The organism is Amycolatopsis australiensis (assembly GCF_900119165.1).
In the GTDB taxonomy this organism is placed as follows: domain Bacteria; phylum Actinomycetota; class Actinomycetes; order Mycobacteriales; family Pseudonocardiaceae; genus Amycolatopsis; species Amycolatopsis australiensis.
This window is the reverse complement of sequence record NZ_FPJG01000006.1, coordinates 3,939,571-3,963,851: the sequence shown is the minus strand read 5'-3', so window position 1 is coordinate 3,963,851 and position 24,281 is coordinate 3,939,571. Positions and strand designations below refer to the sequence as shown.

At 73.8% G+C, this 24,281-nt stretch carries 19 protein-coding genes; 11 read left to right on the top strand and 8 right to left on the bottom strand.

Translation table 11 applies throughout. From position 1 onward, the window contains the following. Nucleotides 1-21 precede the first annotated feature (21 nt). The 6 genes from BT341_RS19795 (at nucleotide 22) to BT341_RS19770 (ending at nucleotide 4,117) form a co-directional block, all read left to right on the top strand. On the top strand, nucleotides 22-447 hold the full coding sequence (locus tag BT341_RS19795) for a roadblock/LC7 domain-containing protein (RefSeq protein WP_072477710.1): 426 nt from the start codon (nucleotides 22-24) through the stop codon (nucleotides 445-447). Further along, on the top strand, nucleotides 444-815 hold the full coding sequence (locus BT341_RS19790) for a DUF742 domain-containing protein (protein WP_072477709.1): 372 nt from the start codon (nucleotides 444-446) through the stop codon (nucleotides 813-815). Before BT341_RS19795 ends, BT341_RS19790 begins: the two co-directional genes overlap by 4 nt. Nucleotides 816-819: 4 nt before the next feature. Continuing rightward, nucleotides 820-1,374, top strand: a complete 555-nt coding sequence (locus BT341_RS19785; protein ID WP_072477708.1) for a GTP-binding protein — start codon at nucleotides 820-822, stop codon at nucleotides 1,372-1,374. A gap of 281 nt (nucleotides 1,375-1,655) precedes the next feature. Next, the gene (locus tag BT341_RS19780; RefSeq protein WP_245805035.1) at nucleotides 1,656-2,627 is read left to right on the top strand and encodes a hypothetical protein; all 972 of its coding nucleotides are present in this window, start codon (nucleotides 1,656-1,658) and stop codon (nucleotides 2,625-2,627) included. A 48-nt stretch (nucleotides 2,628-2,675) separates the two neighbouring features. Continuing rightward, nucleotides 2,676-3,305, top strand: a complete 630-nt coding sequence (locus BT341_RS19775) for a hypothetical protein (RefSeq protein ID WP_072477707.1) — start codon at nucleotides 2,676-2,678, stop codon at nucleotides 3,303-3,305. Next, entirely contained in the window at nucleotides 3,302-4,117 is an 816-nt protein-coding gene (locus tag BT341_RS19770; RefSeq protein ID WP_072477706.1) for a hypothetical protein, read from the top strand. Before BT341_RS19775 ends, BT341_RS19770 begins: the two co-directional genes overlap by 4 nt. 118 nt (nucleotides 4,118-4,235) lie before the next feature. On the opposite strand, the gene BT341_RS19765 is transcribed toward BT341_RS19770, so the two are convergent. The 4 genes from BT341_RS19765 to BT341_RS19750 all read right to left on the bottom strand — a co-directional run bounded on the left by BT341_RS19765 (nucleotide 4,236) and on the right by BT341_RS19750 (nucleotide 8,494). Beyond that, nucleotides 4,236-6,530, bottom strand: a complete 2,295-nt coding sequence (locus tag BT341_RS19765) for an ATP-binding protein (protein WP_072477705.1) — start codon at nucleotides 6,528-6,530, stop codon at nucleotides 4,236-4,238. 69 nt (nucleotides 6,531-6,599) lie between these two features. After that, a complete protein-coding gene (locus BT341_RS19760) occupies nucleotides 6,600-7,055 on the bottom strand; it encodes a hypothetical protein (RefSeq protein WP_072477704.1) in 456 nt (151 codons plus the stop codon). Between the two features lie 150 nt (nucleotides 7,056-7,205). Further along, complete coding sequence (locus BT341_RS19755; RefSeq protein ID WP_072477703.1) at nucleotides 7,206-8,090, bottom strand: RNA polymerase sigma-70 factor; 885 nt, start codon at nucleotides 8,088-8,090, stop codon at nucleotides 7,206-7,208. Between the two features lie 20 nt (nucleotides 8,091-8,110). Beyond that, nucleotides 8,111-8,494: a DoxX family protein gene (locus tag BT341_RS19750; RefSeq protein WP_072477702.1), complete on the bottom strand. Its 384-nt coding sequence runs from the start codon at nucleotides 8,492-8,494 to the stop codon at nucleotides 8,111-8,113. Nucleotides 8,495-8,607: 113 nt separating this feature from the next. Here BT341_RS19750 and BT341_RS19745 point away from each other — a divergent pair, with 113 nt between their 5' ends. Next, nucleotides 8,608-9,282, top strand: coding sequence for a response regulator (locus tag BT341_RS19745; RefSeq protein WP_281255998.1), 675 nt, complete (start codon nucleotides 8,608-8,610; stop codon nucleotides 9,280-9,282). Between the two features lie 220 nt (nucleotides 9,283-9,502). Here the strand turns inward: BT341_RS19745 and BT341_RS19740 are convergent, their stop codons facing one another. The 3 genes from BT341_RS19740 to BT341_RS19730 are packed head-to-tail and all read right to left on the bottom strand — an operon-like array spanning nucleotide 9,503 to nucleotide 17,650. Further along, nucleotides 9,503-12,244, bottom strand: a complete 2,742-nt coding sequence (locus BT341_RS19740) for an AAA family ATPase (protein WP_084742939.1) — start codon at nucleotides 12,242-12,244, stop codon at nucleotides 9,503-9,505. Beyond that, nucleotides 12,241-14,970, bottom strand: a complete 2,730-nt coding sequence (locus tag BT341_RS19735) for an AAA family ATPase (RefSeq protein WP_084742938.1) — start codon at nucleotides 14,968-14,970, stop codon at nucleotides 12,241-12,243. Before BT341_RS19735 ends, BT341_RS19740 begins: the two co-directional genes overlap by 4 nt. Beyond that, entirely contained in the window at nucleotides 14,954-17,650 is a 2,697-nt protein-coding gene (locus BT341_RS19730; RefSeq protein ID WP_143168600.1) for a helix-turn-helix domain-containing protein, read from the bottom strand. Before BT341_RS19730 ends, BT341_RS19735 begins: the two co-directional genes overlap by 17 nt. A 416-nt stretch (nucleotides 17,651-18,066) precedes the next feature. Here BT341_RS19730 and BT341_RS19725 point away from each other — a divergent pair, with 416 nt between their 5' ends. The 3 genes from BT341_RS19725 to rfbB all read left to right on the top strand — a co-directional run bounded on the left by BT341_RS19725 (nucleotide 18,067) and on the right by rfbB (nucleotide 21,343). Next, nucleotides 18,067-19,377, top strand: a complete 1,311-nt coding sequence (locus BT341_RS19725) for a sensor histidine kinase (RefSeq protein WP_245805034.1) — start codon at nucleotides 18,067-18,069, stop codon at nucleotides 19,375-19,377. 87 nt (nucleotides 19,378-19,464) lie between these two features. Further along, a complete protein-coding gene (rfbA, locus tag BT341_RS19720; RefSeq protein WP_072477698.1) occupies nucleotides 19,465-20,352 on the top strand; it encodes a glucose-1-phosphate thymidylyltransferase RfbA in 888 nt (295 codons plus the stop codon). Between the two features lie 19 nt (nucleotides 20,353-20,371). Continuing rightward, on the top strand, nucleotides 20,372-21,343 hold the full coding sequence (gene rfbB, locus BT341_RS19715; protein WP_072477697.1) for a dTDP-glucose 4,6-dehydratase: 972 nt from the start codon (nucleotides 20,372-20,374) through the stop codon (nucleotides 21,341-21,343). Here the strand turns inward: rfbB and BT341_RS19710 are convergent, their stop codons facing one another. Next, entirely contained in the window at nucleotides 21,344-22,837 is a 1,494-nt protein-coding gene (locus tag BT341_RS19710) for an ArnT family glycosyltransferase (RefSeq protein WP_072477696.1), read from the bottom strand. It lies immediately after the preceding gene. Nucleotides 22,838-23,042: 205 nt separating this feature from the next. On the opposite strand from BT341_RS19710, the gene BT341_RS19705 reads away from it, so the two are divergent. Beyond that, entirely contained in the window at nucleotides 23,043-24,275 is a 1,233-nt protein-coding gene (locus tag BT341_RS19705; protein WP_072477695.1) for a macrolide family glycosyltransferase, read from the top strand. Nucleotides 24,276-24,281 lie beyond the last annotated feature (6 nt).

The following is a 24,281-nucleotide window of genomic DNA, read 5'->3' as shown; positions in this document are numbered from 1 at the left end:
GAAAGTCAAGGTCTCTGACGCATGAACGAGTACGGGAACGCCAAACCCGATCTCAACTGGCTGCTCGACGACGTGGTGAACCGCGTGGTCGGCGCCCAGAACGCCATCGTGCTGTCCGCCGACGGGCTGCTGATCGGCAAGTCGGCAGGCATGAGCAAGGACGACTCCGACCAGCTGTCGGCCATCGCCTCCAGCCTGCAGAGCCTGGCCAAGGGGGTGAGCAAGCAGTTCAACCGCGGCCCGGTGCTGCAGAACATGATCGAGATGGAACGCGGCTACCTGTTCGTCTCCGCGGCGGGCCAGGGAGCGTGCCTCGCCGTGCTGGCCGCCGACAACGTCGACGTCGAGATGATCGCCTACGAGATGAGCCGCCTGGTCAAGCGGGTCGGGGACTACATGGCGTCCGCGCCGCGCGAGGCGGCGGGCGTCCTGCGGGAGGCCACATGAGCTCGGAGGAAGGCTGGTACGACGAGGCCGCCGGGCCGCTGGTCCGGCCGTACACGATCACCAGCGGCCGGACGCCGTCGGACACGGCCCGGCTCGACCTGTCCACGCAGGTGATGACCCTGCGCACGGAGCAGGAGCCGGCCGGGCTGGGGCCGGAGCACCAGGCGATCGTGCAGCTGTGCCGCCGCCCGGTGTCGATCGCGGAGATCGCGGTCTACGTGAAGATCCCGCTGGGCGTCGTGCGCGTGCTCGTCGGCGACCTCATCGAACGCGGCCTCGTCATCACGCGCTCCCCTGCCCACCACCCGGCGGCCTCGCCGGACCTCGAAACACTCCAGGCGGTTCTCGATGGCCTCATCAAGTACTGACGAAATGGTCCCCACGCCGGTCAAGATCATCGTGGCCGGCGGCTTCGGGGCCGGGAAGACCACGATGGTCGGCTCGGTCAGCGAGATCCCGCCGCTGACCACCGAAGAGGTGCTGACCGAGGCGAGCGCCGGCATCGACGACCTGTCCGGCGTGGAGCGGAAGACCACCACCACGGTGGCGCTCGACTTCGGCCGGATCACGATCTCGCCGCGGCACGTGCTGTACCTGTTCGGGACGCCGGGCCAGGCGCGGTTCTGGTTCATGTGGGACGACCTGGCGCGTGGCGCGATCGGGACGATCGTGCTCGTCGACACCCGGCGGCTGGAGACGAGCTTCGCCGCGATCGACTTCTTCGAGCGCCGCAAGATCCCGTTCGTCGTCGCGGTGAACTGCTTCGACAACGCGCCGCGCTACACCGCGGACGAGATCCGCGAGGCCCTGGTCGTCCCGGACCGGGTGCCGATCGTCATGTGTGACGCACGTGACAGGGACTCCAGCAAGCTCGCGCTGATCCGGTTGGTCAAGCACGCGATGACGGTGGTGCCGGCACCGGTGTGAGCCTGCGGTTTGTCCGGTCACTGTCCACTTCGTGTCCGGACCGGACAACGGCGGTGTCCGATGTGTCCCTGCGTGTCCGCACCGGACACCGCCGAACCCACATGGCGCAATCGGCTCGACCACTCGGGTGCAGCTTTTTAGTTGAGCAAGCATCCAACTGATAGCATCCGCACGTGACGATGCGCGTGCCGAAGTTTCCTGAATATACAAGGGAAAACTATCCGGCCCACGGTCGTCTCTTCGGTGACTTCCTGTGCGGGCTCTGGGCTACGGCCAGTGAAGTGCTCGAGGTCCCGGTGGAGCAGTCCGTCCGGACGGCACAGCTGCTGCGGGCCCTGCTGCCGCCGTGGGCGCACGAGCCGATCGGGACCGCGCCCGCCGAGCCGTCCTATGTGGCGGACGACGGGTTCCCGGCCGAGATGTCGGTGAACTGGTCCGGGCGGCATCCCGAGCTGCGGGTGCTGTTCGACAGCCTCGGCCACGACGTGCACCTGCCCGCGGAAAGCGGTTCCCGCAGGCTGGACCGGGTGCACGAGACGTTCACGCCGCGCGGGGGCCGTCCGTCGCCCGCGCCGCTGTGGCACTCGATCGCCTGGCGGCCGCCGTCGCGGATCGTCCACAAGACCTACTTCGGGCTGTACCCGTGGCCGCACGCGCAGCGCGAAGCCGCCGTGGCCGAAGCCATGGCACGGCTCGGCATGGCCGCCGCGTGGGACGACACCCGCCGCCGCGTCGAATCCGTCGACGGCGACCGGGAAATCGAGTTCTTCGCGGTCGATCTCGCCGACGAGGCGCAGGCGCGGGTCAAGATCTACTACCGCAACCACGGCGCCGACCTCGACCAGGTCAACCGGGTCGCGGCGGTGGCGTTGCGGCACGACGCCGAAGACGCGCGCGCCGCCTACGCGATCCTGGCCGGTGACCGGGAAGACGCCGGTGAAGCGGCGTTGAGCTGCCTGGCGTTCCGGTCCGGGCTGGACCGCGCCGCCGAGTCCACGACGTACCTGCGGCTGCCCGATCTGGCCGCCAACGACGAACAAGCCGTGGAACGCACCGCGGCGCTGCTGCACCGCGAAGGCGTCGACCCCGGGCGGTTCCGGCTCCTGACCGCCGCGCTGGCCCCGCGTCCGCTGGCCGAAACCCGTGTCCTGGAGCTGGTGAGCTACCGCACAGCCGGCCGGCGCGGCGACGTCACCACGTACTTCCGGTTCCCCGTCTACGACCGGCCCCTCGCGCCTGTTGATCTTGCCTAGCTTCCCCGGAAAGATGATCTCCCGCAGCACCACGGTAAGGAGCCGATCGTGACCCAGCAGGACGTCGAGCGCGTCGCCCGCCACAACGAGCAGCGGCAACGGGAATACGAGTCGTCGGAGCTGATCCGGCTGCTGACCGACGAGGGCACGTCGGCGGAGACGAAGAAGGCGGTGCTCACGTACCTGCAGCCGTGGTCGAACGCCTTCCAGCGGATGATCAGCGCCCGGGTCACCTTCGAAAGCGACCCGGAACTGCGGGCGCTCGCGTTGGAGCACCAGGAGGAAGAGGTCGGCCACGACAAGATCCTCGCGCGCAGCCGCGCGGAGGACCGCCAGGTCGTCTGGGACCCGGTGATCGAGGCGGGCGCGTCGTGGTTCGTCGACCAGTTCGCGATCCTGCCCGGCGTGCAGCGCGCGGTGCTGGCGCACCTGGCCCTCGAAGCCGGGAGCCTGGTGTTCAGCCAGGCCGGCACGCGCGCGTTCCCCGGCGACGAGTACTTCGGCCTGCACGACGAAGCCGACGTCGAGCACCTCGAGATGGGCTACGAGGTGCTGCGGCGGCGCGGCGACTGGACGGTGGACGAGGTGATCACCGTGCTCGACCGCGCGTGGCAGGTGATCGGCGTGGTCTCCGACCGCATCGCCGAGTGTGCCCGCCGCGACACCGTGGCGGCATGACCACGACGGACGCAGCGGCCGCCGCACGGGCCATCGCCGCCGAAGCCGCCTACGCGTACCGGGAAGCGCTGGGCGGCGACCTGATCGGCGCGTACCTGCTGGGCAGCCTGGCCTACGGCGGCTACGCCCCGGCGGCCAGCGACATCGACGTGGCGCTGGTGCTGCGCGAAGGGGCCGACGGCGCCCCGGTCGCGGCGACGACCGAGCAGCTGCAGGGCCGGAGCCCGGTGCACCGAAAGCTTTCGGTGTTCTGGGCGACGCTGCCCGCGTTGCGCGAAGGCCGCGACGACGGCCGGTTCCCGGCGCTGGACCGCCTCCAGCTGGCCGACCACGGCGTGCTGCTGCTGGGTGCGGACGTCCTCGCCGAGGTGGCCCGGCCGCCGGCCGCGGAGCTGCTGCTGGAAAGCGCGCGGTTCGCGATCGCGGTGCTGGCCACCCCGGAGGTTACGGCGGAGTTCCACGAACCGCGGCGCCTCCTGGCGGACCCGGTGTGGTTCACCAAGGCGGTGCTGTTCCCGGTGCGGTTCCTGTACTCGGGAACGACACCGACCGGCCGCGCGGCGAACAACGACGAAGCGATCGAGTGGTACCTGGCCCGGCCGGACGCACCGGCGAAGTCACTGGTGCGGCTGGCCTCGCGGGTCCGCGCGGGACACCCGCTGGCCGCGGACGAGGTCCGGCCGGAGCTGCGGGCGGGGCTGGTTCCGTTGTACCGGTACTACCTCGCGGACCAGCAGCGCCGGTTGACGGAGATCGGCGCGCGCGCCGATCTCGTGGCGGCGTTCACGGACTGGGACGAGCGGCTCGGTTAGCGCCGGGCGCCGCGGGGCCCCGGGGCCGCTCGCGCGCCCCAAGGCGGCCTTCGGTGCGTCACACGCAACCAAGGCCGCCTTCGGGCGCGTGACTGCCGAGTCGCCGCAACGCACGGCCTCACAGCCGCGACACGCGGGCCGCCCAGGCGGCGACCTGGGTTCGTGAGTCGAACTCCAGCTTGCGCAGGATGCGGTTCACGTGGCCTTCCGCCGTGCGGCGGGAGATCACGAGCTTGTCCGCGATCTCCTGGTTGGACCGGCCGTCCGCGATCAGCGATGCCACTTCGCGTTCCCGGTCCGTCAGCGGTGTCGCCCGCGCCGGGCCCGGGGCCGGTGACGGTGCCGTGTCGCCCAGCGCGTACGCGATCGCTTCCGCCAAGCCGAACTCGCGGCCGCGCCGGAGGGCCGCCTCGAACGGGCCGTCGCCCAGCGCTTCGCGCGTGCGCGTCTCGCATTCTCCGTGCGGGGCACCGAAAAACCGGGAGCCGAACATCGGGAACCCGACCGCCTGCCAGATCGGCTGGGCCGACCCGAGCATCGTCGCCGCCGGTTCCCAGCGGCCGCGGGCCGCCTCCGTCCAGGCCAGCACCTCGATCGCCAGCACGATGCCCAGCAGGTCGTGGAACTCCCGCTTGACGCGCAGGCAGTGCCGCCCGTGCTCGGCCGCGCGGGCGAAGTCGCCGCGGCCCAACGCCACCAGTGCCTGGACGAAGATCGCGTACGCGTGCGCCCACCGCTCGCCGTGCGCGACGCCCGTCGCGCACGCCTCCTCGCACAGCTCCGCCGCGCGGTCGAGGTCGCCGAGGAACACCGACGCCACCGCCAGCTCGATGCCGGCCAGCATCACGTTGCTGTTCAGCTCGCCCAGCTGCCGGTAGCGTGCCCGGGCCTCCTCGAACAGCGTCTTCGCGTCCCTGACGTCGTCGCCCACCAGCAGGTTGCAGCCCAGCCGGTGCGTCGCGTACGCCAGCGCGATCTCGTCACCGGCCCGCCGCGCGTAGTCCCGGCACTCCGCCAGCATCGCGACAGCGCCCGCGGTGTCGCCCTGCAACGTGGCGACGTACCCGTTGACCCACAACGCCTTGGCGCGTGCCGCGCCCGGTTCGGTGGCCAGGGTCAGCGCGCGGTCGAGCCAGTGGCGGCCTTCGCCGAAGACCCCGCACCCCGCCCAGTAGAACCACAGCGTCGACGCGAGCCGCAGGCCCGTCTCCAGCTCCCCCGGCTCGGTTAGGCTGTAGTCCAGCGCCGCCCGCAGGTTCGCGTGCTCGACGCGGGTCCGCCGGAAGACCTCCGCCTGCGCCGGGCCGAACCAGGCCCGTTCGCTGCGGACGGCCAGCTCGAGGTAGTGGTCGCGCATCGCCCGCGACACGGCCGCCGCGTCCCCGGACGCCGCCAGCTTGTCCCGGCCGAACTGCCGCAGCGGCTCCAGCAGCCGGAACCGCTCGCCTTCCCGGATCAGCACCGACTTCTCCACCAGCCCGGCCAGGACGTCCCGGACGTCGCCGCCCGCGCAGACGCGCTCGGCCGCGGGCAGGTCGAAGCCGCCGGCGAACACCGACACGCGCGCCCACACCCGCCGTTCGGGCGGGCTGCACAACGCGAAACTCCAGTCGACGGCGGCCAGCAGCGTCTGGTGCCGCGGCTCGCCGCCGCGCTTGACCGTGCCCGGCAGCCGGAAGCAGTCACCCAGCCCGGACTCCAGCTCGGCCAGCGTCAGCACGCGCAGCCGGACGGCGGCGAGCTCGATCGCCAGCGGGATGCCGGCCAGCAGGCGGCACACCTGCGCCACGCGCTCCTGGTTCGCGTCGGTGACGGCGAAGCCCGGGTCGACGGCGGCCGCGCGCTCGGCGAACAACGTCAGCGCCGGGTACTGCAGCCACGCGCCGCCGGGCAGCGGGCGGCCCGGTTCCGGCAGCGGCAGCGGCGACACCGGCCAGAGGTGCTCGGCGGCCAGCGCGAGCCGCTCCCGGCTGGTCGCCAGCAGCCGCAGGCCCGGCGCGGCGCGCAGCAGGTCGTGCGCCAGCGCGGCGCAGGCGTCCAGGACGTGCTCGCAGTTGTCCAGGATGATCAGCAGCCGCCGGTCCCGCAGGTGCTCGGCGAGCACCGCCGCCGGCGTCCGGCCGGTTTCGTCGTGCACCCCGAGCGCCTCGAGCACGGTGTGCGCGACGAGCGCCGGATCGTCCAGGCCGGCCAGCTCCACCAGCCAGACGCCGTCCGGGAACGCGCGGGCCAGGCCCGCGGCGGTCTGCACGGCCAGCCGCGTCTTGCCGACGCCGCCCACGCCAGTCAGGGTGACCAGCCGCGCCCGCGTCAGCAGGTGCTTGACCTCGGCCACCTCGGCCTTGCGTCCCACGAAGCTCGTGGTGTCCGCGGGCAGGTTGCCCTTTCCCCCCGTCGTGCCGGCCTTCCCCACCCGTGAACCGTAAGGACGTCCGGGCGCGCCGGTCAATGCGAGCCCCTCGGAGGAAGCAACCCGCGCGGGTCAGGCGTCCGGGATGCGGTACAGCGTCGGCGTGTCACCGCCGTGCATCGCGGCCAGGCTCGTCCGGCAGGCCTGCCGAACCTCGCGGTTCGCCGCCGAACCCGCCTGGCCGCAGCGCGGGCAGAACAGGTGCACCGCGCCGGGCGGCGTCTCGTCGACGGCGACGTCGACCGGGCATTCGCAGCGACGGCACCACCGGTGGCCGGTGACGACGAGGACGTGCAGCGGGTCGCCGACGCACTGGTGCGCCCAGCACCGGTGGACGTAGCAGGTGCTGCGCGTGTGCGGGCTGAGGCCGTGCTCCTCCGCGGTGTCCTCGGCGGCCAGGATGGCGGCCAGCCGCCGGTCGGCGAGGTCGGCGTAGCGGTCACGCGGCCCGGAGGGGGCCGGTCGCGGCTCCGGGGAGTCCGCGGGGGCGACGACCCGGAGGAGGGGACGCGACCGGCCTTGCACCATGGGTTTTCCGACCTCCTGCGGTCATCGGGGGCCGGTCAAGCTTGCGCCGGGGCCCGCGTCGCCGCACCCGTACAAGTACCTGACTCCATACCTGTTCCGCGGTCACCAGCCGCGCCCGCCGCACTACTGTCCGGCGTCGGCACCCGCGGCTCAGCCCAGCGTCAGTGCGGTTTCCGTGCCGACGCGGGTCAGCTTCTCCGGATTGCGCACGTAGTAGAGGCCGGTGATGCGGCCGCCCTCGAAGCGGACCGCCATGACGCCGTCCAGCTCGCCGTCGAGGCGCAGGACGAGCCCGGGGTTGCCGTTGACGAGCGTCGGGGCGCTGGTGAGGTTCGCTTCGGTCCGGCCGATGCCGCCGAGCATGAACCGGACGATCTTGTCCGCGCCGGTGATCGGCCGCAGGGCCGCCTGCTTGACGCCGCCGCCGTCGCTCATCAGGACGACGTCCGGGGCGAGCACGTCGAACAGCGCCTGGAAGTCCCGGGTTTCGAGGGCGCGCTGGAAGGAGTCGAGCGCGGCCCGGGTCTCGCGGGCGGAGACCGTCTCGCGCGGGCGGCGGGCGTCGACGTGCCGCCGGGCCCGGTGCGCGATCTGCCGGACGGCCGCGGGCGTCTTGCCGACGGCGGCGGCGATCTCGTCGTAGCCGAAGTCGAAGACCTCCCGCAGCACGAAGACGGCGCGCTCGGTCGGCGCCAGCGTCTCGAGGACGAGCATGAGCGCCATCGAGACGCTTTCGGCGAGTTCGACGTCCTCGGCGACGTCCGGCGCGGTGAGCAGCGGCTCGGGCAGCCACGGCCCGACGTAGGCCTCCTTGCGGCGCTGCAGGGTGCGCAGGCGGTTGAGCGCCAGCCGCGTCGTGATGCGGACGAGGTAGGCGCGCTCTTCGCGCACCTCGGCCAGGTCGACGTCGGCCCAGCGCAGCCAGGTTTCCTGCAGCACGTCCTCGGCGTCGGCGGCCGAGCCGAGCATCTCGTAGGCGACGGTGAAGAGCAGGTTGCGGTGGGCGACGAACGTTTCGGTCGCGTGGTCGGTCACGGCCGGATCCCCTTTCGTGGTCACGCGGTGAAGGACGCGGGACCGAAGCGGCCCCAGGCGAGGAAAACGGCGACGGCCAGGTAGGTCAGGTTCAGGGCGGCGAACTTCGCCTCGCCGTGGCGGAGATGGGTGCGCATGGCTCCGATCATGAGCAGGACCCAGCAGGCGGCCGTCACCGGGACCAGCACCGGGACGATCCCGAGGGCGGCGGGCAGCACCAGGCCGGCGGCGGCCAGCAGCTCGAGGACGCCGAGCGTCCGGACGAAGCCGTCGCCGCGTTCGCCGGTCCAGGCCCCGCCGGGGGTGGCGGCGAGCTTCTGCCGCGGGACGAACGTCTTGCTGACACCCCCGGTCAGTGCGACGGCGGCGAGCAGCCCGGCGGCGATCCAGAGTGCGGTGTTCACGAGGTCCTCCTTGGTCGGTCGGCATCAAGACACCGGCCGGCCGGTGTCTGTGACACGGCATGATCGGGATCACTGCGCGCGGCGGGTTCCCCGGCAGTGCGATACTGCGGGGTGTGGCCCCCGAAGCGAACGCCGACAAGACGATCCGCCTGGTGATCGTCGACGACGAGCCGATGGTGCTCGCGCACCTGCGAACCGTGCTGACCTCCGCGGCGGACATCGACATCGTCGGGCAGGCGCAGGACGGCGCCGAGGCGGTCGAGGCCGCGGGACGCTTCCGGCCCGACGTCATGCTGATGGACCTGCGGATGCCCGGGGTGGACGGGCTGACCGCGATCGAGCGGATCGTCAAGCTGCCCGACCCGCCCGCCCTCGTGGCGCTCACGACGTTCGACTCGGACAGCTACGTCCTCAAGGCCCTGCGCGCGGGGGCGTCGGGCTTCCTGCTCAAGTCGACACCGCCCGAGGACCTGATCGGCCTGGTGCGCGTCGCGGCCGACGGGCACACGGTGCTGTCGAAGGAAGCGGCCCGCCGGATGGTCTCCGCCTCGGCGGGCGAGCACGAGCGCTCACAGGAGGCGCGCGAGCGCACGTCCGACCTCACCGACCGCGAGCTGGACATGCTGATCTGCCTGGGCGAGGGCATGTCGAACGCGGCGATCGCGGCCAAGCTGCACCTGTCCGAAGCGACGGTGAAGAGCTACGTGTCCCGGATGCTGACCAAGCTGGGCTGCGCCAACCGCACCCAGGCCGGGCTCCTGGCCCACGAGGCCGGTCTCTCCGGCTGACCCGGACGGCGCTGCGCTTGGGATGCCCGGCACCTCTTCGGCCGCCCAGGCGCGTTCGGCCGCCCAGGCGCGCGGCCCCGAAACCGCACTGCGCGAGCCGGCTCAGCCTGCGATGCCCGGCTCCGGCACCGGGCACCGCCCCGCACCCGCCGCGTGACCTGCCCCATGCGCGAGCCTGCGCCGCCCGCGAAGCCCGTCCGGCCCGGGCACTTCCCGGCACCTACACCCCGCTGCGCGACCCGAAGCCCCACGCGCCGAACACCGCGGCCAGTTCCGCGCGGCCCGAAATGCCCAGTTTCCGGTAGCAGCTCGTCAGGTGCTTCTCCACCGCGCGGCGGCTCACGTTGATCTCCGCCGCGATCTCGCCGTTGGTCAGGCCGTTGAGGACGTACCCGACCACCCGGCCCTCCGCCTCGCTGAGCGCCGGGGCCGTGGCCCGGCCCGGGCCGGTGCCGGGGCCGCTCGTGTTCTCCGCCGTCCGGCCGGTGAGCCACGGTGCGCCGCAGCCCTCCGCCAGCCGGCGGGCCTCGCGGAACCGGTCGGCCGCCTCCGCGCCGCTCAGCGACGCGCCCTCCGCCAGCAGCGCGCGCACCTGCTCCAGCCGGTCCTCCGAGGCCCGGGAGACCGCGATCGACTCCGTCACCATGCGGTCGGCCTCGGCGCCCGAATGCAGGGACGCCTGGATCCGCAGCGCGCGCCCGAGCGCCACCGGTGCGCCCCACTGCCGGGCGCAGCGGACCTCCTCGTCGATCAGCTCCGCGGCCGAGACGTGGTCGCCGAGCCGCCGCTGGAGCCAGGCGCTCCACGTGCGCCACGGGAACACCGCCGGGTTGCGCCAGCCCGCGCGGTGCAGGACCGCCCCGCAGTCGAGGAACCGCGCCAGCGCGCCGCGGGGGTCCTCGACCGCCGTCACCGCGCCGCGCAGCATCAGCACCGCCGCCCGGATCGCCAGGCCGGCCCGCTCCAGCGCCGGCTCGTCGTAGTGGCCGAGCACCGTCGCCGCCAGGCGCTCGTCGCGCGTGATCACCGCGACCGACACCAGGCACAGCACCAGCGGCGCGGACGCCTCGGCCAGGTCGCCGCCGATGAACTCGAGCGCCTCCGCGGCCGTGGCCCTGGCGCGGGTGAGCTGCCCGGAGTGGGCCAGCACCGCGGCGCGGCCCCCGGTCAGCGAGGCCAGCCGAACCGGTCCGCGGCCGCTCGCTTCGCCGATCGCGCTGTCCAGCCACGACGACGTCGGGCCGATCGCGCCCGCGGTGAGCGCGGCCAGGATGAGCAGCGGCGCGGTACCCGCCAGTTCCGCGGACGACGCGGGCGCGCAGCGCAGCAGCTCGCCGGCCAGCTCCGCCACGGTGTCCGCGGACGTCCCGGCGGTCAGCGTGGCCGCGTAGAGCAGCACCGCCAGCAGCTCGCGCTCGGCGAGCGTCCGGATCGGCGGCTCCGGGCCCAGCTCGCGGAGCCGCACGAGCGCGCTCATGAGCGACGCGGGATCGTCGCACCGGGTCAGCCGGATCCGCGCCTCCAGCCAGAGCCCGGTCTGCGCGCCGGTGTCGGCCTGGCTGACGCGGCCGGTCAGGACGGCCGCCTCCGGGCGCAGGAACGCCGACAGCGGCAGCAGGGTCACCGCCTCGGCCCGCTCGCGCGGGGTCGGCAGCAGCCCGATCGCCTGCGTCAGGTGCCGGATCGCCGCGGGCAGGTCGAAGACGGCTTCGGTGAGCGCCAGGTCCACCAGCCGCCAGCCGCGTTCGGGACAGTCGGGCGGCAGGTCGAGCAGGGCGCGGCGCAGGTACCGCGCGGCCGTCTCGGGCTCGCCGCGCCGGGTGGCCGCGTCGGCGGCGGTGCGCAGCTCCTCCGCCATCCAGAGCGACGGCGACGGCGCGGGCAGTTCGAGCAGCTGGGCCGCGACCGTCTCCGCGGCGAACCCGGCGTCGTGGAACGCGGTCGCCGCGCGCACCCGCAGCCGCCGGTCCTCGTGCGCGCTCATCGACGCCTCGATCGCCGTCCGGACGACGGGCGCGGCGAACCGCGGCGGCGACGCCGGGCCGAGGATCCCCAGCCGCCGGAGGATCCGCACAGCCTCCGCGACGGCCACCGAGTCACCGCCGGTGAGGTGCTCGATCAGCCAGGGCTGCGCGTGTTCGCCGAGCACCGCGATCGCCTCGGCGCAGGCGCCCACGTGCGGCGGCAGCGCGGCGAGCTGCGCGGAAAGCCGTTCCTGCAGCAAGGAGGGCCCGGCGTCGCGCGAGTGGCCGTCCCGCAGGACTTCGGTGAGGTACAAGGGATTCCCGGCGCTGGCCGCGTGGCAGGCGGCGGCCCGCGCGTCGCCGCCGAGCAGTTCGCGGACACCCGCTTCGGACAGGTTCGCCGGCCGGATCCGGGTCTTCGCCAGCTGCCACAGCTCGCGGATCGCGGGCCGGTCGGCGCCCGGGTCGCCCTCGCGGACGGTGCCGACGAGCGCGCAGGGCAGCTCGTCGATCCGCCGCGCGCACTGCCGCAGCCAGGTCAGCGACTGGCGGTCGGCGTCCTGCAGGTCGTCGACGAGCACGGCGAGCGGCCGGTCGGCGGCGATCCGGGCGAGCAGGCTCAGCAGGCCGTGCGTGGTCAGCACCTCGGCCTGCTCACCGCGCCAGCCGGGCCAGCCGGCGACGCCGGGGAACAGCCACCGGGCGGCGGCCGCGTCGCCGGCGAACCACCGGTCCGCATCGGCCGGACCCGCCTCGGCGACCAGCGGTTCGAGCAGCTGGCAGGCGACGCCGAAGTCGAAGTCCTGTTCGGACCGGCTCGCCGAGGCGGTGAGCAGCCGTGTCCCGGAGCCGGCAGTGTCGCGGATTTCCTTGAGCAGTGCGGTTTTCCCGGCGCCGAGCTGCCCGGTGACGACGGTGACGGAACCCTGCCCCGCCCCGGCGGCCGCGATGGCGTCCCGCAGGCGGCGCAGGTCTTCCTCGCGTTCCGGCAGGGTCACGGCCGGACCTCCTCGCCGGAGAGGGACCCCTCCCGGGCGGCCAGTGCCCCGGCGAGCTGCCGCCTGCCGTCGATGCCCAGCTTGCGGTACACGTTGGTCAGGTGCAGTTCCACCGTGCGCCGCGTCACCTCCAGCGCCGCCGCTATGTCCGCGTTGGACACTCCGGCCGCCGCCAGGTTCGCCACCCGGCGCTGGGCCTCGGACAGCCCGTGCCGCGGATCTTCCGCCGGACGGCCGGTCAGCTCGTCCAGTCGCGTTCGGACTCTCCGCCAGCCGTGGCGGGCCGCCAGTGCCGCCGCTTCCGCGAGGTGGTCCCCGACCCCCGCCGACTCCGCCAGCGCCGTCGCGTAGCGCAGGTCGCTTCCGGTGCCGCGCAGCAACTCGACCGCCTGCTTCAGGTGTTCCGCGTGGCCGGGGTCGCCGGGGCCGAGGGCCAGCGCCGCCGCCAGGTGCGCGCCACCCACCGCGGAGCGGGTGCCCCACTCCTTCGCCGCGGCCAGCTCCTCCGCCAGCAACCGGCGGGCGTCGTCCCGCTCCCCCGCCGCCACCAGGCACTTCGCCGCGGCCGAGCGCCACGGCAGCAGCTCCGGGTTGGCCCAGCCGCGCGCGGAAAGCCGCCGTCCGCACTCGCGCAGCCGGGCGAGTGCCGCTTCCCGGCGGCCTTCTTCCAGCAGCACCAGTCCCTGGGCGTACAGCAGGAACGCGCCGCCGAGCCCGCGTCCCGGCTCGGTGGCGTCCCGGTCGAGCGCGCGGCGGGCGAGGTCGGCGCGGCCGGCTGCCACGTGCACCATCGCCTCGGTCCCGATCACCCTCGCGCGCAGCATCGGGTGCCAGTGCCGGGGCGGCACGAGCTCGTGCGCGTCGGCCAGGTCGGCTGCGGCGGCGGTGAGCCGTCCCGCCGCGAGGTGCCGTTCGGCCCGCTCGGCGAGGGCGCGGGCGATCAGCATGCGGAAGCCCTGGCGGCGCGCCCGCGCGAGGACGTCTTCGCCGTGCGCGTCCGCCTCGGCGAGGTCCCCGGTGAGGGTCAGTGCCCGGACCGCCGCGGCCCGCATGGTCAGCGAGCACGCCTCGGCCACCGGCTGGGCCAGTGCGGCTCGCGCGAGCCCGCGCACCCGGGCGGGCCGCAGGCCACGGCGGGCGAGCAGGACCGCGGCGACGGCGGCCTGCGCCGGGTCCGCCGGCCGCTCGGGCAGCGGCGGCATGCCGTAGCCACCGACCTCCGACCGGTCGTGCGGGTCGCCGTCGGCCAGCCAGTACAGCCCGAGCAGGGCGCCGCGCTCGGCCGCCGAGACGTCCGGGCGGCGGAAGGCGGCCACGAGCGTGCGCCCGGGCAGCCCGCCCCGCGCGACGAGCAGGTCCGCGGCCGCCAGCCGGTGTTCGCCGAGGCCCCCACCGTCCACTTCGGACAGCACCTGGGCGAGGTGCCGGTCACCGGCGTCGGGGTCGACGAGCAGCTCCGCGGCCCCGAGGTCGAGCAGCACGGCCGCGCGCCGCGCCGGATCGAGCGGCTCCTGCAGCGCCCGCTTGAGCAACGCGGTCACTTCCTCGCCCCGGCCGATCCGGGCGGCCGCGACGAGCACCTCCACCGCCCACGGCTCGCCGACCACCCGGGTGCGCCGCAGGATCGCCGCGACGGCCGCGTTCGCGACCCCGTGGTCGTAGCCCAGCTTGGCCGCGCGGGCGAAGAACGCGTCACGGTCCACTTCGGACATCCCGCCGAGCACCCGCTGGCCGACGTCCGGCTCGGTCAGCCCGCCGAACCCGTCGGCCAGCCCCAGCGCCCGCAGCCGGGCGAGCGCATCGCCCAGCCGCTCCGGCGGGCAGCCGGCCAGTTCAGCCAGCAACGCCGGCCCGAACCCCGCCGGGCACACCGCGAGCGCGCGGAGCACGGCGGTGAGCTCGGCAGGCAGGCCGTCGAGCAGACGCAGCAAGCGCTCACTCGCGATCCGGGGAAACAGCTCCGGGCCGCCGGGTTCCAGGCGCAGCCGCTGCAGTGCTTCGGCGAGCACCGCCGGGTTGCCGCCGCTGCCGCGCACGGCGTGCCCGACCAGCCGCTCGCCGGCCTCCGCGCCCAGCTGCTCGCGGACCAGGCCGGCCACGGCGGCGTCGCCGAGCGGGCGCAGCCGGATCGCGTGCGCGGCCGCCGTCGCCGGGGGACGCCAGGTGTCCAGCCCGCTGACCTGGCTGACGACCAGCAGCACCGGTGCCCCGGCCTGCCGCCCGGCGAGCTCGTGCAGCCAGGCGCGGGACGGGGTGTCGGCCCAGTGCAGGTCGTCGACGACCAGCACGAGCGGCCGCGTGTCCAGCGCGGTGTGCAGGTCGCGGCACAGCGCGCCGAGGACGCGCTCGTCCGGCGGCACCGGCCCGGTCGCCTCCGGCGGGAGTGCGACGCCGAGCCCGGTGAAAACCTGCTGCAGCACGGTGAAGGGCTCGGCGGGGTCGGACGGGCAGCACGGCACGTGTGCGACGCGCAGCCGCGCCGCCCGGGCCGCCGCCGCGACGGCCGCCAGCAGCGCGCTGCGGCCGCAGCCGGGCGCGCCGGTGACCGTCACGACCGCCGAGTGTCCCTCGGGCAGGTCGTGGAGCATTCCGGTCAGCAGCGCGCACTCCTCGTCGCGCTCGGCGAGCGCGGGCAGGGGGACGCCGCGCTGGTGCGGCAGCCCGGCGGCACCCGGCGCCGTCCGCGTGGCGATCACCTGGCCGTCTTCCCTATCCGGCGAGCCCATCGGTCCTCTTCGGCGTCCCCGCCGGACGGCTGCCCCGCAGCGCCGCGGCCAGTTCGGCGCGGCTGTCCACGGTCAGCTTCCGGTAGACGTTGGTCAGGTGCAGCTCGACGGTCCGCGGCGAGACGAAGAGCGCGCCCGCGACGTCGCGGTTGCTCGCCCCGCCCGCGACCAGCTCGGCCACCTCGCGTTCGCGGAGGGTCAGCACGTCGGCGCGGGGCCGGCGCAGCCGGCCGCCCGACTCCTCCAGCAGCTCCCGCGCGAGCGCGCCGATCGAGCGCCAGCCCGAGCAGGCCGACAGCAACGCGGCCTGGCGCAGGTGCTGGCGCGCGGTCTTGCGGTCGCCGACACCGGTCAACGCCTTGCCCAGCAGGTATTCGGCGCGCGCGTACTCGACGCGGCACGGCGAAGCGGCCAGTACCCGGCCCGCGTCCGCGAGCAGTTCCACCGCCCGCGTCCCCGAGGCGGCCACGCCCCGCCCGAGCAGCACGAGGCCGCGGGCCGTCCCGGTCGGCCAGCCCGTGGCGAGATCGTGCCCGCGTTCGGCGTACGCGGCGGCTTCCCGGTGCCGTCCGGTGCCGGCGAGCAGGAGCGTGGCGGTGAACCACCACGGCGCGAAGACGGGGTTGCCGACGCCGCCGGTCTCCTGGTACCGGCCGGCTTCGCGGAGCAGTTCGAGTGCGCCGTCGACGTCGGAGCGCAGGGCCCTGATCCGCGCGAGGCCGAGCAGCCAGAGGGGCCGTTCCTCGGGTGCGTCGTCGAGTTCGTGCGGGCGCACGGCGCGCAGCATGTGCTCGGCGGCGGTGAGCTGGTCGTCGTCGCGCAGAGCGATCGCGAGCGCGCCGCGGACGGTGACGCCGGGCCGTTCCCCGGCGCCGGCGAGCGCGGCGACACGGACGTCGGCGAGCGCGCCGTCACGGTCACCGCTCTCCCGCAGGGCGCAGTAGCGGGCGGCGAGCGCCCGCCCGAGCGCGGCCCGGTCACCGCTCACGACGGCCTCGGCGACGGCTTGGTCGAGCGCCCGCACGGCGTTCGGCAGATCGTCGACGAGCCGCAGGGTCCGCCCGGCGGCGAGCAGATCGGCACTGGAGGCGGCGGCAACGGGCAGCCGGACAACGGCCCGCGCACAAGCGGCGGCGACCTCGACGCTGCGCCCGGCGAGCGCGAGCCCGAGAGCCCGCTGCGCGAGGTCGCGCGCATCGGCACGCCGGACGGAGCCGCGCGGGGCGGCCACGGCACGGTCGCGGAGCAGGCTACGGGCGGCATCCCGGGTCGCGGCGGCCGCGGCGAGGGCGGCCACCGGCACGGCGGGTGATCCGGCGGCGAGCCGGTCGACGAGGTCGCCGAGAGAGGCGGGTAGCGGAGAAGGATCGCTGAGCGGGATGGCTGCGCCATTCGCCGGGGCGGACCGGCCACCCGGCGTCGCGGCCGCGCCACCGCCCTGCGCAGAAGCCGCGCCGCCGGCCGCGGCCGCCGCCCGGCCCTCTGCCGCAGCCGCGCCACCCGCCTCCGAAGTGCCCGCAGCCGTGGCCGCCAGTGCGTACAGCGCCGCCAGTGCGCAGTGGTCGCGCTCGTCCTCCGCGTGTGCCGCCGCCCTGGTCAGTTCCGCCATCGCCGCCTGGGGGTTCGTGCTCAGGTGGGCCGCCGCCAGGGCCAGGCGCACGTCCAAGCGGGATGGCTCGGTGGCCGCCGCTCGGGTCAGGTGCGTCACCGCCGCCTCGGGGTTTCCGCCCGTTTTCGCCGCCGCTGCCGCCTCCAGGGCCAGGTCGAGCATCCAGCTCTCCTCCAGCCGCGGCAGCGCGCCCAGGTGCGGGGCCACTTCCGCGGCCGGGCGGGCGTCGTCGTTGAGCACCCTCGCCGCGCGTAAATGCAGGCAGGCCAGTTCGTCGGCCGGGGTTTCCGCGAGCAGCCGGGATCGGACCGACCGGTCGAGCACGCTTCCGGTGAACAGATTTTCCCGCCGCATTCTGATGATCGCGATCCGCACCGGGCCCGCGGGCAATCCACACAAAGCGGCCACCCGCGCCACGTCCTGATCATCGAGCACGGCGACCGCGGTGGCCACCGTCCGTGCCTGCGCGGGCAACGCGGCCAGCGCGTCGACCGGGCTCGCGGCCGTCACTTCCCAGCGGTGACACCGGTCCTGCGCGCCGATCTGCCCCAGCGCCCACGAGCCGGTGCCGGGCTCTTCGGGACGGCGGCACAGCACCAGGAGAAAGCGTTCCCCGCGGCCGCAGCGCAGCAGGAAGTCGAAGAACCGCAACGACGACTCGTCACACCACTGTGCTTCTTCGACCACAATGACGAGGTTCTTTTCCCGCAACAATCCCGACAACAGCAAAAACCGCAAAGTGCGAAATTTCCGGTGCAACGCCGAACCGTTTCCGGCGGGCAATTCCAGGGCTCGGCGGATATCCCCGGACGGATCGGCGGCACCGGCGAACAGTTCCGCGAGCGCGTGGAACTCGGGGTACGCGGCCCCATTCCTCCCGGAAAGGCGAACAATATTCGCGGTTTGGCCAGTTCCGGAGCTTTCGAACGCGCTCAGCAGGGCCCGGACGCCGCCACCGGGCGTCCCGTCGACCAGCACGGCCTGCGCGGACTCCGTCCACGCCTGCGCCGCCCACCGGGACAGCGCGTCCGAATCCCCGGTGCGGACCGGCTGCGGAGCAGGATCCGACATGCCGCATCGACCTTTCCTGCGAGCCCGGCAAAACCGGGCCTTTCGCGCAGCCCCCAGAGCCGCCGAAGGATCTGACTGTCCGAACAGTATTGACACCGCCGGCCCGCGGAAAGGGGCCGCCGGCGCCCGATATGCGCCACTTCCTCCACTAACAGGTGACCGTACCAGGAGCGACGCTCGCTGTCAGCGAAGGCCACCACCCGGACGGGTGACACACTTGTAGCATTCCCCGGCCGTTGAAACTGGACATTTAACCAAGACTTGAGGTGGTCCTTGTTGCAGGTGGGCCGAGGGGGTGAATGCCGACCAACGAAAGTTGTCGCCGCGGCCGCGGGCGGGCAACTTTCGTCGCTTGTCCGGCGCGGGAAGCGCCGACCGGCCGCCGGGCGGTGGGGCCGGAAGCTAACGTGGTGCCCGTGTCGCACGTCACCCCAGGTCCGCGGGCCACGCTGAGTGAGCGGCTCGGCGGCCGCTTCGGGGCCAAGCACGAACTGGCCACCCTGCTGAGCCTCGTGGTGATCTTCGGCCTGCTCGACGTCGCGATCTGCCTCAACAGCCAGCCCACCACCGGCTGGGCGGGCCCCCGCGCCGACCTGGTCCTGCAACTGGTGGTCGACGTCTCGGTGCTCGGGGTGCGGCGCTTCCCGAAGACGGTCGCCGGCATCGCGATGGCCGTGGCCTTCGCGACCGTGCTGGCCGACGGGCTCGCCCCCGGGCTGCTGTCCCCCGTGGACCCGGCCAGCCCGCTCATCCTGCCCCGCGTCACGTCGGTCATCGTGATCTACCTGGTCCGCCTGGAGAGCCCGCGCACGGCGTTCGCCATCATCGCCGCGCTGGCGATCATCGGGAGCGAGCCGTGGGCGCCGAGCTGGACGATCACCCCGGTCGGCCTGCTCAGCACGATCGGCCCGCCGGTCGTCGTGCTGTACCTGGACGCGCGCAAGCAGCTGCTGCAGGAGCTGCGCGACCGCGCCGAGCGGGCCGAGCGCGAGCAGCACCTGATGGCCGAGCAGGCACGGGCCGAGGAACGCCGCCGCCTCGCCGCGGAGATGCACGACGTGCTCACCCACGGGCTGAGCCTGATGGTCCTGCACGCCGGCGCGCTGGGCGTCAGCTCCGCCGACCCGGAGGTCCGCAAGGCGGCCGAGGAGATCCGCGCCCGTGGCGCGATGGCCCTCGACGAGCTGCGCGACCTGGTCGGGGTGCTGAACACGACCTCGGCCGACCTCTCCGAGCGGATGGCGGGCCCGAGCCCGCGGCGCGGCTCGGCCGGTCCGGCGGGCGCGGCCGGCTCGGCGACCAGCGTGCCCGACCCGGCCACGCTGGTCGCGGAGTCGGCCGCGGCCGGGATCCCGGTGGAGCTGGACGTCGAGGGCGAGCGCGCGCACATGTCCCCGACCATCGCGCGCACGGTCCACCGGATCGTGCAGGAGGCGCTGACCAACGCCCGCAAGCACGCCGCGGGCGCCGAAATCCGGGTGGAGCTGCGGTACCGGCGCGACGGGGTCGCCGTCCGGGTCGTCAACACGCCGCCGCGGCGGGCGCCGGACGCGGTGCTGGCCGGCAGCGGCTCCGGGCTCGGCCTGTCCAGCCTGCGCCACCGCGTCGAACTGGTCGGCGGCAGCCTGGAAGCCGGTCCCACGCCCGACGGCGGCTTCCGGATCGCCGCGGACCTGCCCGCCTATGTGCCGACAACCGAGACGCGGCAGAAGCCCGCCCGCCGCTGAGGCGCCAGGACTGGAGATTCTCCTACTCGTCGCGCCCCTAGGGTCGAGCCGGTCACGAACCTTCCCGACCGAGAACGTGGGGCCCCCATGAAAGGCATCATCCTCGCCGGCGGCAGTGGCTCTCGGCTGCATCCGGTCACCCTCGGCGTCTCCAAGCAGCTCGTCCCGGTCTACAACAAGCCGATGATCTACTACCCGCTGTCGGTCCTGATGCTCGCCGGCATCACCGAGATCCTGCTCATCTCGACCCCGCACGACCTGCCGGCGTTCCGGCGGCTGCTCGGCGACGGGTCCCACCTCGGCCTGCGGCTCGGCTACGCCGAGCAGGCCCATCCGAACGGCCTCGCGGAGGCGTTCCTCATCGGCGAGGAGCACGTCGGCGACGACACGTCGGCGCTCATCCTCGGCGACAACATCTTCCACGGGCAGGGTTTCTCCGACGTGCTGCGCGCGGCGACCCGCGACCTCAAGGGCTGCGTCCTGTTCGGCTACGAGGTCTCCGACCCGCACCGGCACGGCATCGGCGAGGTCGACGCCGACGGCAACCTGGTCTCCATCGAGGAGAAGCCGGCGCACCCGAAGTCGAACCGGGCGCTCACCGGCCTGTACTTCTACGACAACGACGTGGTCGAGATCGCCAAGGGCCTGCGGCCGTCGGCCCGCGGCGAGCTGGAGATCAGCGACCTCAACAACGTCTACCTCGACCGGGGCCGCGCGACCTGCGTCGACCTCGGCCGCGGCTTCGCCTGGCTGGACACCGGCACGCACGAGTCGCTGCTCGACGCCGGCCAGTACGTCCAGACGCTGGAGGCGCGCCAAGGCGTGCAGATCGCCTGCCTCGAGGAGATCGCGCTGCGGATGGGCTTCATCGACGCCGACGCCTGCTACGCGCTGGGCGAGCGGATCGGCAGCTCCGGCTACGGCAAGTACGTCATGGACTTCGCGCGCCGCGCGCGGCCGCTCACCACGGTCTGAACCCCGGAGGATCCTTCCCATGCGCATGCTGGTCACCGGCGGCGCCGGCTTCATCGGCTCGGCCTACGTCCGCGCCGTGCTGTCCGGCCGCTACCCCGGCTTCGAGCCCGACGAGCTGGTGGTGCTCGACAAGTTCACCTACGCCGGCAACCGCGCGAACCTGGCGCCGGTCGCCGAAGACGAGCGCCTGCGGGTGGTCGCCGGCGACATCTGCGACGCCGACCTCGTCGCGCGGGAGCTGAAGGGCCTCGACCTGGTGGTCCACTTCGCGGCGGAGTCGCATGTGGACCGTTCGATCGCGGGGTCGGCGGAGTTCGTCCGCACCAACGTGCTCGGCACCCAGACCCTGCTGCAGGCCGCGCTCGACGGCGAGGCCGGCCGGTTCGTGCACGTGTCCACCGACGAGGTGTACGGCTCGATCGACGAAGGCTCGTGGCCCGAGGACCACCCGGTCGCGCCCAACTCGCCGTACTCGGCGTCCAAGGCGGCTTCGGACCTGCTGGTGCGCGCGTTCTTCACCACCCACGGGCTCAACGCGTCGATCACGCGGTGCTCCAACAACTACGGGCCCTACCAGTACCCGGAGAAGGTCATCCCGTTGTTCGTCACCAACCTCGTCGACGGGTTGCAGGTGCCGCTGTACGGCGACGGGCTCAACGTCCGCGACTGGCTGCACGTGGACGACCACTGCCGCGGCATCCAGCTGGTCGCCGAGCGCGGGCGGCCCGGCGAGGTCTACAACATCGGCGGCGGCGCCGAGCTGACCAACCGGGAGCTGACCGAGCGGCTGCTGGCCGTCACCGGCCGCGACCACACCGCGATCCGGCCGGTCGAGGACCGCAAGGGCCACGACCGCCGCTACTCCGTCGACATCACGAAGATCTCCACCGAACTCGGCTACGCCCCGCGGGTCGACATCGGCACCGGCCTGCGCGACACCGTCGACTGGTACCGGAACAACCGCGCGTGGTGGGAGCCGCTCAAGAACTGATCACTGCGTGCGCAGCCGGGGCCACAACGCGTCCCAGGAGGTCTTCCGGCCACTGAAGACGGTCATCAGCTGCGGCACGACGTCCTGGCGGTGGGCGAACGCCCCGGCCACCGCCGGGCTCGGGTCGCCGACGAACAGGACGCTGTCGCAGCGCTCGTCGGGATGCCCGAAGAAGTAGTACCCGCGATGCGGGCTGTACACGGCGGGCAGTCCCCGCTCGGCGCCGAAGAGCTGGAGGTCGGCGGCGAACGCGTAGCTGTCGGTCACGATCGCGGTCCGGGCGCGCTGCTGCGGCGGCAGCGACCGGTAGACCTGCCCGACGGCGTCCGACAGCTGCCCGAGCTGGCCGTCGGACTGGACGAAGACCTTGGCGGTCAACGGAACCAGCGGCACGTCGGGCAGGCGCTCGGCCCACGACCGCGGGTAGATCGGCAGCGCGAACAGCGCCTGGACGACCGACGCCGCCGCCAGCAGCCAGCCGGCCGCCTTGGCGGCGGCGGGCCACTTGACGTCCTGCAGGCCCACCGCGCCGGCCGCGAACAGCGGCGCGTAGAGGCTGTAGGCGTAGTACGACCGCCCGGACGTCACCAGGTAGGCGACGAGCAGCAGCAGGAACGCGACGCCGAGGAAGCGGTAGGGCCGCAGGTCGCGGGCGAGGAGCAGCCGCGCGAAGCCGAACAGCGCCAGCGGCACGCCGATCACCAGGCCCGGCCCGGACAGCAGTTCGAGCAGGAACACGCCCGTGCCGGGGAACTCGGCCGCGACGACCTCGGACATCCGCAGGTACGGCCAGCCGTGGCCGGCCTGCCAGACCAGCGTCGGCACGGTGGTCAGCGTCGCGACCAGCGCGCCCGCCCACAGCAGCGGGCGGCGCACGAGGTCCCGCGGCCCGAACACGAGCGAGGAGGCGGCGATCGCCAGCCACAGTGCCGGGACGAGGAACTTCGTCTGCAGCGAAACGGCGGTGACGAGCCCGGCGGCGAACAGCAGCCGGTCGTCGGCTTCGCCGTCGCGTCGCTGCCGGGCCCACCGCACGACCAGCCACCCGATGAGCGACCAGAAGAACGGGTCGATCGAGTACGTCGCCAGGTAGTGGCAGATCAGCGTGGCGCCGGACATCGCGTAGGCCGCGGCGGCGACGGACTGCGCGACGCGGCGGCCGCCCAGCTCGCGGGCGATCAGCGCGCTCAGCACGATCCCGCCCGCGGCGGCCAGCGTGGCGGGCAGCCGCAACGCCGTCAGGGAGCCGGGGAACAGGTGGTCCAGCCCGGCCGCGAGGAACGGCAGCAGCGGCGGCTGGTCGAAGTAGCCCCACGCGGGGTGGTCACGGCCGGCGACCACGAAGTAGGCCTCGTCGAAGGAGAACCCGTAGTTGCGGCTGGCGGCGAAGAGCAGGACGCCGGTGACTCCCGCGATCAGGAGAACCGGGGTCCGCGCGAACGCCGGGCGCGTGCGGCCCGGCCGGCTGTCGGTGGTCTCACTGGTAAGGGTCATACCTCCAGTAGACCCGGGCGGGGGCCGCGGTTTCGACGGCCGCAAGTCCCCATCCGGAGCAACCAAAGTCGACCGCGGCGCACGGATCCGCAACCTTCGTAGTCACTCGGAAGTGATGTTTCACCACGGACAGTGCGGGTAGCGGTTTCCCTAGACTTGCCCCGGAAACCGGCTCCGGGCTGGGTTTCCCGCCATACTCCGGCTCATGACCCAGGGTCGGCACATCGCCTTCTTCAGCTTTCCCGGCGTCGGGCACATCAACCCGATGCTGGGCCCGGTCGAAGCGCTCGCCGAGCGCGGCCACCGGGTCACCTTCGCCGTCGCCGAGCAGTTCGCGCACCTGCTGCGCGACAGCTCCGCGGAGGTCCTGACCTACCCGTCGGCGTTCCCCGCGGCGGTGACCAAAGTGGACAGTGCCGACGACGCGGTCACGATGATCATCGACCTCATGCGCGAGGGCTTCGCACCGCTGGAGCGGGCGCTGGAGCGTTTCTCCGGCGACCGGCCCGGCCTGATCGTGCACGACACGATCAGCGCGAACGCCGCCCGCGTGCTGGGCCGAGCCTGGGCCGTCCCGCTGGTGGAGAGCTGTCCCGTCTTCATCGAAAACGACGAGGACGAGATCCCCGGCTCGCCGCAGCCACCGGACGACCACCCGGCCGCCACCGGTTTCGACACGCAGGACCCGCGCCTGGCCCGCTTCGGCGAGGAGTTCGGCGGACGCGTCGCGGCGCTGCTGACGCGGTACGGGCTGGACCCGCGGCTGGCGACGGACAGCCTGGCCGCCGCCGGCGACGAGCCGCGCCTGGTGTACATCCCGCAGGCGTTCCACTACGGGAGCGAGACGTTCGGGCCGCGGTACGTCTTCGTCGGGCCCACGGCGGACTGCGCGGCACTGGAAGGCCACTGGACCCGACCGGGCGACGGACGGCCGGTGGTGCTGATCTCGCTGGGCACGTCGATGAGCAAGGACGTCGGCTTCTTCACCGGCTGCGTCGAGGCGTTCCGCGGCACGCGGTGGCACGTGGTGCTGACGCTGGGCCGCGGCGCCGACCTGGCCGCGCTGGGCGAGCTGCCGCCGAACGTGGAGGCGCACGAGTGGATGCCGCACCCGTCGGTGCTGCGCCACGCCGCGGTGCTGGTCTGCCAGGCGGGGATGGGCAGCGTGCTGGAGGCGCTGCGGTACGAGGTCCCGGTGGTGGCGGTCTCCCACAGCGGCGAGACACTGGCCAACGCCCACCGCGTGGCGGAACTGGGGCTCGGGCGGCACGTCCCGGTGACAGAGGCCACGGGTGCGGTGATCCGGGAGACGGTCGAGTCGCTGACGGCGGACGAGGAGCTGGCGCCCCGGCTGGCGGCGATGGCGAAGGCGATCGAGGAGGCAGGCGGCGCTCCCGCGGCGGCTGACGCGCTGGAGGCCGTTCTCGCCCGCGGGTGAGGCCGG